Genomic DNA, 12,901 nt, shown 5'->3' with positions numbered 1-12,901 from the left:
GATAAGCGGCGGGTGAAATCATCACGTCCATATTTTATATCAACTCCCAAAAACCATTTTTATCATAAGGATATAGCAAGCACATATATCCTCTTTTATAACTATAAATTGGATTATGCTTTTAACACTTAAAGCACATTTTGCTTTGTAATTTGCAGACCCCTGCAATCGCCCTTTAAGCGATCAACTCTTTGATGGACGATATCATGACTGAAAAAACTACGGTGCCGGTTTCGGTACTGGATTTATCCCCCATTCCGCAAGGGGCCAAACCCCGTGACGCCTTTCACGCCTCTTTAGATTTAGCACAACATGCCGAAAAATGGGGCTATCAACGCTATTGGTTGGCAGAACATCACAATATGACCGGCATTGGCAGTGCGGCAACCTCGGTTTTGCTGGGCTATCTGGCCGCCGGTACCCAGAGTATCCGCCTCGGCTCCGGTGGCGTAATGCTGCCCAACCATGCGCCGTTGGTGATCGCCGAGCAGTTCGGTACGCTGGAGTCGCTGTACCCTGGACGTATCGATCTGGGTCTGGGCCGCGCGCCCGGCACCGACCAACGCACCATGATGGCGTTGCGTCGTCATCTGTCCGGCGAAGTGGATAACTTCCCGCGCGACGTGCAGGAACTGCAACATTACTTTGGTGAGGTACAAGCGGGCCAGCCGGTGCAGGCAGTACCCGGCCAGGGGTTACACGTGCCGATCTGGCTATTGGGCTCCAGCCTGTACAGCGCCCAGTTGGCGGCACAGCTTGGCCTGCCGTTTGCCTTCGCTTCCCACTTTGCGCCAGAGATGCTGTTCCAGGCATTTAACCTGTACCGCGACAACTTCAAGCCTTCCGAGCAATGCCAACGGCCACACGCCATGGTATGCGTCAACGTGGTGGCCGCCGACAGCGATGCCGATGCACGTTTCCTGTTTACCTCGATGCAGCAGCAGTTTATCAATCTGCGCCGCGGCTCGCCGGGCCCACTGCCGGCACCGGTGGACAATATCCACGCGCTGTGGACCGCCGGAGAACAATACGGCGTCGATCAGGCGCTGCGCATGTCAGTCATCGGCAATGAAACTACCGTGCGTAATGGGCTGCAGACGCTGCTCAGCGAAACCGGCGCGGATGAAATCATGGTTAACGGCCAGATCTTTGACCATCAGGCGCGCTTACATTCGTTTGAAATTGTCGCCGGGGTGAAAGGCGATTTGGTGAAGGGTTAAACTATCTGGGCGCCTTTACGGCGCCCTCATTTTATCAGCGCTGGATCAGGTAGCGGATGGTGGGACCATCCTGCTGGATATCCAGTACCTTATAGCCATGGTTGCGCGCATCAAGCGGGATGTTGTTGATCGACTGCGGGCAATCGCTGATCACCTCCAGGATCTCCCCCGGCTTCAACTGCGGCATCGCCTCCAGCGTCGCCACCGCCGGGTAAGGGCAAGGCTCACCCAGCATATCCAACCGGTAATCCGGCACTATCGCCGTTTGCTTCATGACACACTCCTTAAATTAACCACCTGCGCGTCGGGCCTGGCGCGGAAAAATCGTTTTTCCCACCACAGCATGGCGCCAAACGCCAATGCCAGCAGCAGGTAGGTCACCAGCAGGCCGCCGATCGGGCCGAAGGTCTCCAGCAGGTTAACCTTGTCGTAGTCAGTGGCCAGCGTCGGGGCCAAATCATCCCAGTAATAGGCCAGCAGCGTGGCACCAATGATATTGCCCAGCCCAACCCACCAGTAATGCACCTGACCTTCTACCGCACGGTACATCCAGCCGGTTTCGCAACCCCCGGCCAACACTATGCCAAAACCAAATAACAATCCGCCCAGCACCGCATTGGGGCCGGCCCACATGATTTTAGGCGCCACGCCCAGTTGGACGTAGCTGAAAATGCCGATGGCACTGGCGGCCATACCGAGAATGATCGCCTTCGCCATGTGGGTACGCCCGCTGATCCACAGATCGCGGAACGCCGAGGTGAAACAAATTTGCGCCCGTTCAATCAGCAGGCCAAAACCGATGCCAAACAACATGGCGATACCCAGCTTAGGTGCGTCAAACAGCGTCCATAGCGACCAGGCGATCGCCAGACAGAACACCACCATCCCCAAACGAAAACGGCGACGCGCCTGCTCCGGTTTTTGAGTCAGCGGCGCGGCCGCCTTCACCTTCTGTAATTTGATCGGGATGCGGAACATCGGCAACAGGGTAAATTTGGCACCAAAATAAGAGCCGGCGGCGGTCGCCAGCGCAAAGAACCAGGCGTGCAGCGAGAACTGCGGAATGCCGGTAAAGAAGGCCGCCAGGTTGCAGCCCATCGCCAGACGTGCGCCGAAACCGGCGATGATACCGCCCAGCAGCGCCTGCACAATGCGAATGCGATTCTGCGGCTGGCGTAGCTTGATGTTGTTAGCCCACAAAGCGGCGGCGATACAGCCGGCAAACATGCCGATGATCATCCTGCCGTCGATACGTTGCAACGGCGTCCCCTCAAGCCCGATAACCTTGAAGTAACCCCACTGCTCTGGGTGCAACCCGAACAGCTGCAATATATGGCCGCCCCAGCGGGTGAATTCACCGGTCACCGCCCAGAAGGCCCCGGTCAAACCGAAATAGTAGGTGGAGAGGATCCCGGCGGCAATCACCGCGGGTAAAGGTGCCCAAAAGCGCACCAGATATTGAGACTTGAACTGCTGCCAACTCATGGCATCTCCCGTGCGTAGTATCCATAAGAAAAAACCTTATAAATGATACGCCATTTTCCCCCACTTAACGGCGAATTTCAGGCATAAAAAAACCAGCCCGAAGGCTGGTTTTTAATCCAATTAACCGCGAACGGTCAAATTAGATGTTATGCATCACCGAAGCGACGACGTGGTGCAGCCGGAGCGGCGTCATCACGACGTGGTGCGCGTTGACCGTCACGGTTGAAGTTACCGCCACGACGCTCGCCACCGTTGCCGGCAGGTGCAGCAGCACCGCCTTCACGACGATCACCGAAAGAACGACGGCCTGGGTTTGCCCCTTCACGACGTTCGCCGTTGAATGGACGAGCCCCGCCACGACGCTCACCGTTACCGGCAGGTGCAGGACGCTCACGACGTTCATGCGGCTGTGCATCGCCCAGCAGTTGCATGTTCATCGGCTTGTTCAGGATGCGGGTACGGGTGAAGTGAGACAGGATCTCGCCCGGCATGCCTTTTGGCAGCTCAATAGTAGAGTGGCCGGCAAACAGCTTGATGTTACCAATGTAACGGCTGCTGATGTCGCCTTCGTTAGCGATCGCGCCAACGATATGACGAACTTCAACGCCATCATCACGGCCCACTTCAATGCGGTACAGCTGCATTTCGCCAACGTCACGACGTTCACGACGTGGACGCTCAGCACCACCGTCACGGCTGTCTGGACGTGCGTCACGACGACGGTCGCTACCGCGGTCGTCACGGTCGTTGAACTCACGACGCTGACGTGGTTTGAAGACAGGATCCGGTGGCAGGATCAGAGGACGTTCGCCCTGTGCCATTTTCAGCAGTGCTGCGGCCAGCGTTTCCATTTCCAGCTCTTCTTCGCCCGGCTGCAGTTTAGCCAGCAGGCCACGGTACATGTCCAGATCGCTGCTTTCCAGCTGTTGCTGTACTTTAGCTGCGAACTTGGCCAGACGACGCTCACCCAGCAGTTCTACATTTGGCAGTTCAACTTCTGGAATGGTCAGCTTCATGGTGCGTTCGATGTTACGCAGCAGGCGGCGTTCGCGGTTTTCTACGAACAGCAGCGCACGGCCGGCACGACCAGCACGGCCAGTACGGCCGATACGGTGAACGTAAGACTCGGAATCCATAGGGATGTCGTAGTTCACAACCAGGCTGATACGCTCAACGTCCAGGCCACGGGCAGCAACGTCGGTCGCGATCAGGATATCCAGACGACCATCTTTCAGACGCTCCAGGGTCTGCTCACGCAGGGCCTGGTTCATGTCACCGTTCAGTGCCGCGCTGCTGTAACCACTGCGCTCCAGCGCTTCGGCCACTTCCAGGGTCGCGTTTTTGGTACGAACGAAGATAATCGCCGCATCAAAGTCTTCAGCTTCCAGGAAACGTACCAGGGCTTCGTTTTTACGCATGCCCTGCACAGTCCAGTAGCTCTGGCTGATGTCTGGACGGGTAGTCACGCTCGATTGAATGCGCACTTCCTGCGGCTCTTTCATAAAGCGGCGGGTAATGCGACGGATAGCTTCCGGCATGGTTGCAGAGAATAGCGCGGTCTGATGTTCAGCCGGGATCTCTGCCATGATGGTTTCTACATCTTCGATAAAGCCCATACGCAGCATTTCGTCGGCTTCATCCAGCACCAGACCGCTCAGGTTAGAGAGGTTCAGGGTGCCACGCTTCAGGTGGTCCAGCAAACGGCCTGGAGTCCCTACTACGATTTGCGGGCCCTGACGCAGAGCGCGCAGCTGCACGTCATAACGCTGGCCGCCGTACAGGGCCACGACGTTAACGCCATGCATGTGTTTGGAGAAATCGGTCATCGCTTCAGCAACCTGAACCGCCAGTTCGCGGGTCGGTGCCAGCACCAGGATCTGAGGTGCTTTCAGGGAAGCGTCAAGGTTGTGCAGCAGTGGCAGCGAGAACGCCGCAGTTTTGCCGCTACCGGTCTGTGCCATGCCCAGCACATCACGGCCGTTCAACAGGTGAGGAATACACTCAGCCTGGATCGGTGAAGGTTTTTCGTAGCCCAGATCGGTCAGGGCAGAAATGATCGGAGCAGACAGCCCCAGGTCAGCAAAAGAGGTTTCAAGCTCAGTAGTCATGTACACGTGCCTCATTAATAATGGCAGCCAGTCTACATAACTCGTCGAGAAAATTTTCAGTCATTTTCATTGAAAAGTGTGAACCGGCTCAAATTAGATTATAAAACGAACAAAAAAGCCCTCGCCCGTTAAGACGATAACTTTGGCAAAAAACCAATGTATATCAGGCTGATAGTTGTTCGTCAGCTATTGCTGGTCCGATTCCGATAGGTCGTCTTGTTCTTGGCCCAACAGCGCCAATTCCAACAATGCATAGCGGTGCTCAACGAAATTATGAACGTTGTTAGCAACCGTCAGTTTGAACAGCGCCGAAGCGGTGTCCTTGTCCCCCAGACTTAGGTAATGCTTACCTAAATAGAAGTCAGTTTCACTGAGATGCTCAGCGAGCGAAGTGTTATCCGTTGCATCTGCCTTGAGCCTTTCCATCAGCGTTTTTTCACTGATGTTGCCCAGGTAGAATTCGACAATATTCCATCCCCATTGCCCTCGGTTCGCCTTGTCATAACGCTGCTGGAGCGCTACGTCAGCCTTCTTGGGATCGATTTCTCTTTCCACCAGATAAAGCCACAACGAACGGAAGGGATCGTTTGGGTCGTCTTGATAAAACGCCTGCAGATCATCCTGCGCCAACGGGAAGCGGCCGCCATAATAAAGAGCGATGCCCCGGTTTAAACGCGCGTAATTGTAAGTTGGATCAAGCTCTAGTACAGAATCAAACGCTTCATAGGCAGCATCAAAATTGCCTGCCTGCGTTAAGTAAATACCCAGGTAGTTGAAAACTTCTGGCATATCAGGACGTATCGCCAGCGCTTGCGAGAAATCATTGCGCGCCAGTGCACGTAGCCCGAGGCTATCATACAGTACACCGCGCTCATATAAAAGCTGCGCACGCTCATCGTCCGTCAGTGCCCGGCTGGCAAGTATTTGTTCCATGCGCGCCAGGATCACTTCCTGCTGCAGAGTTGGCTGCAACGGGATCGCCAAAACTTCGTCTTTACGCCAATCATGGTTGCTGCATCCTGCCAGCATGAGTGCTGTCGCAACGTAACACCAGCGCAAGAAAGGCTTCATTTCCCACTCCCGAAGACAAACATTGGATGAACATCCTTTCATCCGTTTGCAAATACGCAGGCATCCTGCCCGCGTTATATGAACAGCTCCCAACCCCATGGCCGGGAGCTGTAAATCTATCTATACAGTTATTCTGCTTCAGGCGCAGGTGAACCTGCTTCTGGTGCGGTCGCTTCTTTGATGCTCAGACGCACACGGCCCTGACGGTCAACTTCCAGTACCTTAACCGGTACTTCCTGACCCATCTGCAGATAGTCGGTCACTTTCTCAACGCGCTTGTCAGCGATTTGAGAGATGTGCACCAGACCTTCTTTACCGCCGCCGATCGCCACGAATGCGCCGAAATCAACGATACGGGTAACTTTACCCTGGTAAATACGGCCCACTTCGATCTCGGCAGTGATCTCTTCGATGCGGCGGATAGCGAATTTCGCTTTCTCACCGTCGGTAGCAGCGATTTTAACTGTACCATCATCTTCGATTTCAATGGTAGTGCCGGTCTCTTCAGTCAGCGCACGGATGACAGAACCGCCTTTACCAATCACGTCTTTGATCTTGTCCGGGTTGATGCGGATAGTGTGAATACGTGGTGCAAACTGAGAGATATCGCCACGCGGAGTGCTGATAGCCTGTTCCATCACGCCCAGGATGTGCAGACGCGCGCCCTTGGCCTGGTTCAGAGCAACCTGCATGATTTCGCGGGTGATGCCTTCAATTTTAATGTCCATCTGCAGCGCGGTAATACCGTCACGGCTACCGGCTACTTTGAAGTCCATGTCGCCCAGGTGATCTTCGTCACCCAGAATGTCGGACAGAACAACAAAGTTGTCTTGTTCTTTCACCAGGCCCATTGCGATACCGGCAACGGCTGCCTTGATTGGCACACCTGCATCCATCAGTGCCAGAGAAGCACCGCAGACGGAAGCCATTGATGAAGAACCGTTGGATTCGGTGATTTCAGAAACCACACGCACCGTGTACGGGAAATCTTCTGGTTTAGGCATCATAGCCAATACGCCACGTTTCGCCAGGCGACCGTGACCAATTTCACGACGTTTTGGCGAACCTACCATCCCGGTCTCACCAACGGAGTACGGAGGGAAGTTGTAGTGGAACAGGAAGCTGTCGGTCTTTTCGCCCATCAGCTCATCCAGGTTCTGCGCGTCACGGGCGGTGCCCAGCGTTGCGGTAACCAGTGCCTGAGTCTCACCACGGGTGAACAGTGCGGAACCGTGGGTACGCGGCAGAACGCCGGTGCGCACGTCCAGACCACGGATCATGTCTTTTTCACGGCCGTCGATACGCGGCTCGCCACGCAGCACACGGCTACGAACGACGTTTTTCTCAACGCTACCCAGGATGTCCTGAATTTCAGACACGTCCAGGGTTTCGTCCTGTGCCAGCAGGGTTTCAACAACGCTGCTCTTGATCGCATCAACCTGAGCGTAACGCTCTTGTTTTTCGGTGATGTGATAAGCGTCGCCCAGGCGGCCTTCTGCCAGTTCTGCAACGCGCGCGTGCAGCGCTTCGTTGACTGCAGGTGCCTGCCAGTCCCACTTGGCTTTGCCGGCTTCGGCAACCAGGGAATTAATGTTTTCGATAACGATTTGCTGTTGCTCGTGGCCAAACACCACCGCGCCCAGCATCTGATCTTCGCTCAGAACGTCAGCTTCGGATTCAACCATCAGTACTGCGCCAGCGGTACCGGCAACCACCAGATCCAGGCTGCTTTCTTTCAGCTCGTCGCTGGTTGGGTTCAACACGTATTGATTGTTGATGTAACCCACGCGCGCAGAACCGATTGGGCCATTGAACGGAATACCGGACAGGCTCAGGGCGGCAGAGGCACCGATCATCGCAACGATGTCCGGGTTAACCTGCGGGTTAAGGGAAACAACGGTCGCGATCACCTGAACTTCGTTCAGGAAGCTGTCCGGGAACAGTGGACGGATCGGACGGTCAATCAGACGGGAGGTCAGGGTTTCACCTTCGCTCGGACGGCCTTCACGACGGAAGAAGCTACCCGGGATACGACCAGCAGCGTAGGTACGCTCCTGATAGTTAACCGTCAGTGGGAAGAAGCTCTGGCCTGGTTTGGCTTTTTTCTGACCAACTACGGTAACGAATACTGCGGTGTCATCCATGCTTACCATAACGGCGGCAGTGGCCTGACGAGCCATCATACCGGTCTCAATAGTGAGGGTATGCTGGCCATACTGGAATTTGCGAATGATCGGTGTCAGCAAAATTATATCCTTAGATTAGGCGCGCAATCGTATTGTCGACTCGACACGCCAGTGACTCGGTTTGCCTTCTCACTACATCCTCGCGACTAATGACAATCCTTATCTCAAGCCTGAGACAAAGCCTCTCATTAGCCGCGCGAACCTCTGTAACGGAAGATCCTGTTTGGAAACATCAGTAATACATTAACCTGATTTGCTTATGCTTCCTAGAAGAAAGGGGCCAAAATAGGCCCCTTTCCACTGAAACTCGCTTGATTAGCGACGCAGACCCAGACGCTCGATCAGGCTGGTGTAACGTGCTACATCTTTACGCTTCAGGTAGTCCAGCAGCTTACGACGCTGAGAAACCATACGCAGCAGACCACGACGGCTGTGGTGATCTTTTTTGTGCTCTGAGAAGTGGCCTTGCAGATGGTTGATCTGCGCAGTCAACAGGGCAACCTGAACTTCGGAAGAACCGCTGTCGTTAGTACCACGACCGAAATCAGCTACGATTTTAGCTTTAGCTTCAACACTTAGAGACATTGTCTTACTCCAGATTATAGATAATAAATACAGGCGCCGATCTCTAATTCAGCAACCCAATGCATAAGCTGCGCCATTCTACCCTTAGCGCAGTGCGATCGCAAGGCAGTGCGTTTTCTACCCTTAGTCGAAATATTCAACTACCAGGCGGCGCGGCGCCACACGACCGTCATCGGCAATATCACCGACGCCGATAAATTTACGCTCTTCACCTTCGGTGATACGGACCATGCCCGAGGCCGGTGCACCGGCAACCTGAACCGGTTGCCCTTGCTTAACGTAACCCGCTACCACTGGCAGCAAATTCACTTCCGGGTAGTTCTCCACCGGGCTGTCCATCGGCATCAACAACGGATCGAGCAGCTCGGCCGGGGCGATTTCCTGCCGATGGGCCTGCTCCAGCAATTCGTTCAACTGCTCCAGCGTGACCATGCGCTCGGTCGGGTAAGTCGCCACCTGCAGACGACGCAGGTAGATCACGTGCGCGCCACATCCCAGCAGCTCGCCGAGGTCATCGGTGATGGTGCGGATGTAAGTGCCTTTTGAGCAGTGAATTTCCAGCTCCAGTTCATCCCCTTCCCAGCGAATAAACTGCAGTTCATAAACGGTAATGCTGCGTGCTTCACGCGGCACTTCGATACCCTGGCGAGCATACTCATAGAGTTTCTTGCCCTGGTATTTCAGCGCCGAGTACATCGAAGGCACCTGCTTGATATCGCCACGGAAGCTGTCCAGCGCCGCATCGAGCTGCGCCTGGGTGAAGCTCACCGGCCGCTCCTGCACAATTTGGCCGTCGGCATCCGAGGTATCGGTACGCTGACCCAGTCGGGCAATCACGCGATAGCGTTTGTCGGAGTCGAGCAGGAACTGTGAGAACTTGGTCGCCTCACCGAGGCAAATTGGCAGCATGCCGGTCGCCAGCGGGTCGAGCGCGCCGGTATGACCCGCGCGATTGGCGTTATAGAGGCGCTTTACTTTTTGCAGGGCGTCGTTGGACGACAGGCCCTGCGGTTTGTCCAGCAACAGGACACCGTGGATATCACGGCCGCGGCGACGAGGGCGACTCATTAAGCCTCCTCGTCATCGCCTGATGCGGAACGGCGTTCGGCGTCATTCTTCACTACGTTGGTCACCAGGTTGGACATGCGCATGCCTTCAACCAGGGAGTTGTCGTAAGCGAAGGTCAGCTCAGGTACTACGCGCAGGCGCATGGCTTTACCCAGCAGCGTGCGGATGTAGCCGGAAGCGTCTTCCAGAGCTTTGATGCCGTTAGGCACCAGATTCGGATCGGCGTTTTCGGTCAATACGTTCAGGAAGGTGACGTAAACTTTGGCATAGGCCAAATCACGAGAAACTTCTACACCAGAAACGGTAGCCATGCCGATACGCGGATCTTTGACTTCACGCTGCAGAATGATAGCAATCTCTTTTTGCATCTCTTGTGCCACGCGCTGACCGCGGCTGAATTCTTTTGCCATTATGGATTCTCCAGACAAATCGGGGGGCACAAGGCCCCCCAGAACAGACTTAAGCAGATGTGCTAGCGTTAAGCGATGGTGCGTTGGATCTCGATGATTTCGAATACTTCGATCATGTCGCCGACGCGCACGTCGTTGTAGTTCTTAACGCCGATACCACATTCCATGCCGTTACGGACTTCGTTGACGTCATCTTTGAAGCGGCGCAGGGATTCCAGCTCGCCTTCATAGATAACCACGTTGTCGCGCAGAACGCGGATTGGGTTGTGACGCTTGATGTTCCCTTCGGTAACCATACAACCTGCAATGGCGCCGAATTTAGGTGATTTGAACACGTCACGAACTGCGGCCAGGCCGATGATCTGCTGCTTGTACTCAGGCGCCAACATACCGCTCATCGCCTGCTTCACTTCGTCGATCAGGTTATAGATCACGGAGTAGTAACGCAGATCCAGGCTTTCTGCTTCAATCACGCGGCGCGCTGAAGCGTCGGCACGGACGTTGAAGCCCAGGATGATAGCGTTGGAAGCCGCTGCCAGCGTGGCGTCGGTTTCGGTGATACCACCTACGCCAGAGCCAACAATCTTCACTTTCACTTCGTCGGTAGAGAGTTTCAGCAGTGATTCGCAAATCGCTTCACAAGAACCCTGTACGTCGGATTTCAGTACGATGTTCAGTTCAGAAACTTCACCGTCGGTCATGTTCGCAAACATGTTTTCCAGTTTGGATTTCTGCTGACGTGCCAGTTTAACTTCGCGGAACTTGCCTTGACGGTACAGCGCAACTTCACGCGCTTTCTTCTCGTCACGCACCACAGTCGCTTCATCACCCGCGGCTGGAACGCTGGACAGACCCAGGATCTCAACCGGAATAGAAGGACCTGCAGAGGTCACTTCGCGACCCAGTTCGTCACGCATCGCACGCACACGGCCGTATTCGAAGCCACACAGAACGATATCGCCCTTGTTCAGCGTACCTTCTTGTACCAACACGGTAGCAACCGGACCACGACCTTTATCCAGGAAGGATTCGATAACCACACCGCTGGCCATGCCGCTGCGTACCGCTTTCAGTTCGAGAACTTCAGACTGCAACAGGATGGCGTTCAACAGTTCGTCGATACCGGTACCGGCTTTCGCAGATACGTGAACGAACTGCGCTTCGCCGCCCCACTCTTCCGGCATAACGCCGTACTGAGACAGTTCCTGCTTAACGCGGTCCGGATCGGCTTCCGGCTTGTCAATTTTGTTCACTGCAACAACCAAAGGCACCTGCGCTGCTTTCGCATGCTGGATAGCTTCGATGGTTTGCGGCATCACGCCGTCATCGGCAGCAACCACCAGAACAACGATGTCTGTCGCCTGAGCACCACGAGCACGCATTGAAGTAAAGGCTGCGTGGCCTGGAGTATCCAGGAAGGTGATCATGCCGTTGTCGGTTTCTACGTGGTAAGCACCGATATGCTGGGTAATACCACCGGCCTCGCCTGCTGCCACCTTGGTGGAGCGGATGTAGTCCAGCAGAGAAGTTTTACCGTGGTCAACGTGGCCCATGATGGTCACAACTGGCGCACGTGGCTCAGCAGCAGCACCGGTATCACGGTCGCTCATCAGCGCTTCTTCCAGCTCGTTCTCACGACGCAGGATAACTTTGTGGCCCATCTCTTCGGCAACCAGCTGTGCGGTTTCCTGGTCGATGACCTGGTTGATGGTGGCCATTGCGCCCAGTTTCATCATCGCTTTGATGACCTGAGAGCCTTTAACCGCCATCTTGTTAGCCAGTTCGGCTACGGTGATGGTTTCGCCGATCACAACGTCACGGTTAACCACCTGAGCCGGCTTGTTGAAGCCCTGCTGCAGAGTACTTGGCTTACGCTTGCCTTTACCACCACGGGTTACGGCGCGCGCTTCTTCACGGTCTGCTTTAGACTCGGAAAGTTTGTTGCCTTTTTTCTGCTTGGTCGCTTTACCGCCACGAGTGCGGGTGCGGCGTTCGCCTTCAACTTTAGCGTCGTTTTCGTCTTCGGCAGCACGGGCGTGCTGGGAAGTGGTTACGTGATAATCGGCAGTTTCAACCGCTGCGCTGGCTTTCTCGGCAGCAGCCCATTCTTCGCCTTTCTCTTCTGCCATGCGGCGCGCTTCTTCCGCTACGCGTTTGGCGTCTTCTTCAACCTTGCGTCGTACTTCCTCTTCCGCTTTACGTTTCAGTTCTGCGGCTTCGGCTTCACGGCGTGCTTTTTCTGCCTGAGCTGGCTTGGTCATTTCGTCGGTATGTTGATTCGTCACTTTTTCTTTTTCCGCTGAATTACGCTTAGCAATCTCCGCGGCCTCACGTTTGGCTTGCTCTTCGGCTGCGCGCTTTGCTTCTGCTTCGCGTTTCGCCAGCTCTTCTGCTGCGCGCTGTGCCTGCTCTTCCGCTTCACGCTGTGCCTGCTCTGCCGCTTCAGCCTGTTGGGCTTCTGGCGTATCGCGATTTACATAAGTGCGTTTCTTGCGGACCTCGATTTGCACCGATTTACTTTTACCGCCGGTGCTCGGAATATTCAAGGTGCTGCGCGTTTTGCGCTGCAACGTGAGCTTACCCGGCGCACTACCGTGTTCACGGTTCAGGTGCGCCAGTAAGGCTTCTTTCTCATGTTGGGTTACAGAGTCTGTCTCAGACTTGTTAATCCCTGCATCAGCAAACTGCTGTACCAGGCGATCAACTGGAGTCTGAATCTCTGCTGCCAGCGATTTTACGGTTACATCTGTCGTCATGCTGTTCCTTCC

11 protein-coding genes are annotated in these 12,901 nt (G+C 55.0%); 1 reads left to right on the top strand and 10 read right to left on the bottom strand.

What is annotated here, in order from left to right; genetic code table 11:
- Nucleotides 1–206: 206 nt before the first annotated feature.
- Nucleotides 207–1,220 carry a luciferase-like monooxygenase gene (locus SERS4_RS0102720; RefSeq protein ID WP_026142166.1) on the top strand — a complete coding sequence of 338 codons (1,014 nt, stop codon included), beginning with the start codon at nt 207–209 and terminating at the stop codon, nt 1,218–1,220.
- A gap of 34 nt (nt 1,221–1,254) precedes the next feature.
- On the opposite strand, the gene yedF is transcribed toward SERS4_RS0102720, so the two are convergent.
- From yedF to infB, 10 genes are all read right to left on the bottom strand, one after another.
- Nucleotides 1,255–1,494 carry a sulfurtransferase-like selenium metabolism protein YedF gene (gene yedF, locus SERS4_RS0102715; RefSeq protein WP_012004955.1) on the bottom strand — a complete coding sequence of 80 codons (240 nt, stop codon included), beginning with the start codon at nt 1,492–1,494 and terminating at the stop codon, nt 1,255–1,257.
- On the bottom strand, nt 1,491–2,705 hold the full coding sequence (gene yedE, locus SERS4_RS0102710) for a selenium metabolism membrane protein YedE/FdhT (RefSeq protein ID WP_012004954.1): 1,215 nt from the start codon (nt 2,703–2,705) through the stop codon (nt 1,491–1,493). Before yedE ends, yedF begins: the two co-directional genes overlap by 4 nt.
- Nucleotides 2,706–2,851: 146 nt before the next feature.
- A complete protein-coding gene (locus tag SERS4_RS0102705; protein ID WP_012004953.1) occupies nt 2,852–4,813 on the bottom strand; it encodes a DEAD/DEAH family ATP-dependent RNA helicase in 1,962 nt (653 codons plus the stop codon).
- Nucleotides 4,803–4,877, bottom strand: a complete 75-nt coding sequence (gene yrbN, locus SERS4_RS27420; protein ID WP_223499600.1) for a protein YrbN — start codon at nt 4,875–4,877, stop codon at nt 4,803–4,805. Before yrbN ends, SERS4_RS0102705 begins: the two co-directional genes overlap by 11 nt.
- 122 nt (nt 4,878–4,999) lie before the next feature.
- On the bottom strand, nt 5,000–5,884 hold the full coding sequence (gene nlpI, locus SERS4_RS0102700) for a lipoprotein NlpI (protein WP_012004952.1): 885 nt from the start codon (nt 5,882–5,884) through the stop codon (nt 5,000–5,002).
- 128 nt (nt 5,885–6,012) lie between these two features.
- Nucleotides 6,013–8,130 carry a polyribonucleotide nucleotidyltransferase gene (gene pnp / locus SERS4_RS0102695; RefSeq protein WP_012004951.1) on the bottom strand — a complete coding sequence of 706 codons (2,118 nt, stop codon included), beginning with the start codon at nt 8,128–8,130 and terminating at the stop codon, nt 6,013–6,015.
- A gap of 255 nt (nt 8,131–8,385) precedes the next feature.
- Nucleotides 8,386–8,655 (bottom strand): 30S ribosomal protein S15, encoded by a 270-nt coding sequence (rpsO, locus tag SERS4_RS0102690; RefSeq protein ID WP_012004950.1) that lies wholly within the window; start codon nt 8,653–8,655, stop codon nt 8,386–8,388.
- A 123-nt stretch (nt 8,656–8,778) separates the two neighbouring features.
- Entirely contained in the window at nt 8,779–9,723 is a 945-nt protein-coding gene (gene truB / locus SERS4_RS0102685; protein ID WP_012004949.1) for a tRNA pseudouridine(55) synthase TruB, read from the bottom strand.
- Nucleotides 9,723–10,133 carry a 30S ribosome-binding factor RbfA gene (rbfA, locus tag SERS4_RS0102680; protein WP_017891384.1) on the bottom strand — a complete coding sequence of 137 codons (411 nt, stop codon included), beginning with the start codon at nt 10,131–10,133 and terminating at the stop codon, nt 9,723–9,725. Before rbfA ends, truB begins: the two co-directional genes overlap by 1 nt.
- Before the next feature lie 68 nt (nt 10,134–10,201).
- Nucleotides 10,202–12,889 (bottom strand): translation initiation factor IF-2, encoded by a 2,688-nt coding sequence (gene infB / locus SERS4_RS0102675; RefSeq protein ID WP_012004947.1) that lies wholly within the window; start codon nt 12,887–12,889, stop codon nt 10,202–10,204.
- Nucleotides 12,890–12,901 lie beyond the last annotated feature (12 nt).

The organism is Serratia sp. S4 (assembly GCF_000347995.1).
Taxonomy (GTDB): domain Bacteria; phylum Pseudomonadota; class Gammaproteobacteria; order Enterobacterales; family Enterobacteriaceae; genus Serratia; species Serratia quinivorans.
The sequence above is the reverse complement of the archived record's forward strand: the minus strand, read 5'-3'. Positions and strand labels throughout refer to the sequence as shown.

Coding starts and splice junctions, on each gene's coding strand:
- SERS4_RS0102705 (WP_012004953.1), bottom strand. CDS start 4,813: ATGACTACTGAGCTTGAAACCTCTTTTGCTGACCTGGGGCTGTCTGCT.
- infB (WP_012004947.1), bottom strand. CDS start 12,889: ATGACGACAGATGTAACCGTAAAATCGCTGGCAGCAGAGATTCAGACT.
- yedF (WP_012004955.1), bottom strand. CDS start 1,494: ATGAAGCAAACGGCGATAGTGCCGGATTACCGGTTGGATATGCTGGGT.
- rpsO (WP_012004950.1), bottom strand. CDS start 8,655: ATGTCTCTAAGTGTTGAAGCTAAAGCTAAAATCGTAGCTGATTTCGGT.
- yedE (WP_012004954.1), bottom strand. CDS start 2,705: ATGAGTTGGCAGCAGTTCAAGTCTCAATATCTGGTGCGCTTTTGGGCA.
- rbfA (WP_017891384.1), bottom strand. CDS start 10,133: ATGGCAAAAGAATTCAGCCGCGGTCAGCGCGTGGCACAAGAGATGCAA.
- truB (WP_012004949.1), bottom strand. CDS start 9,723: ATGAGTCGCCCTCGTCGCCGCGGCCGTGATATCCACGGTGTCCTGTTG.
- nlpI (WP_012004952.1), bottom strand. CDS start 5,884: ATGAAGCCTTTCTTGCGCTGGTGTTACGTTGCGACAGCACTCATGCTG.
- SERS4_RS0102720 (WP_026142166.1), top strand. CDS start 207: ATGACTGAAAAAACTACGGTGCCGGTTTCGGTACTGGATTTATCCCCC.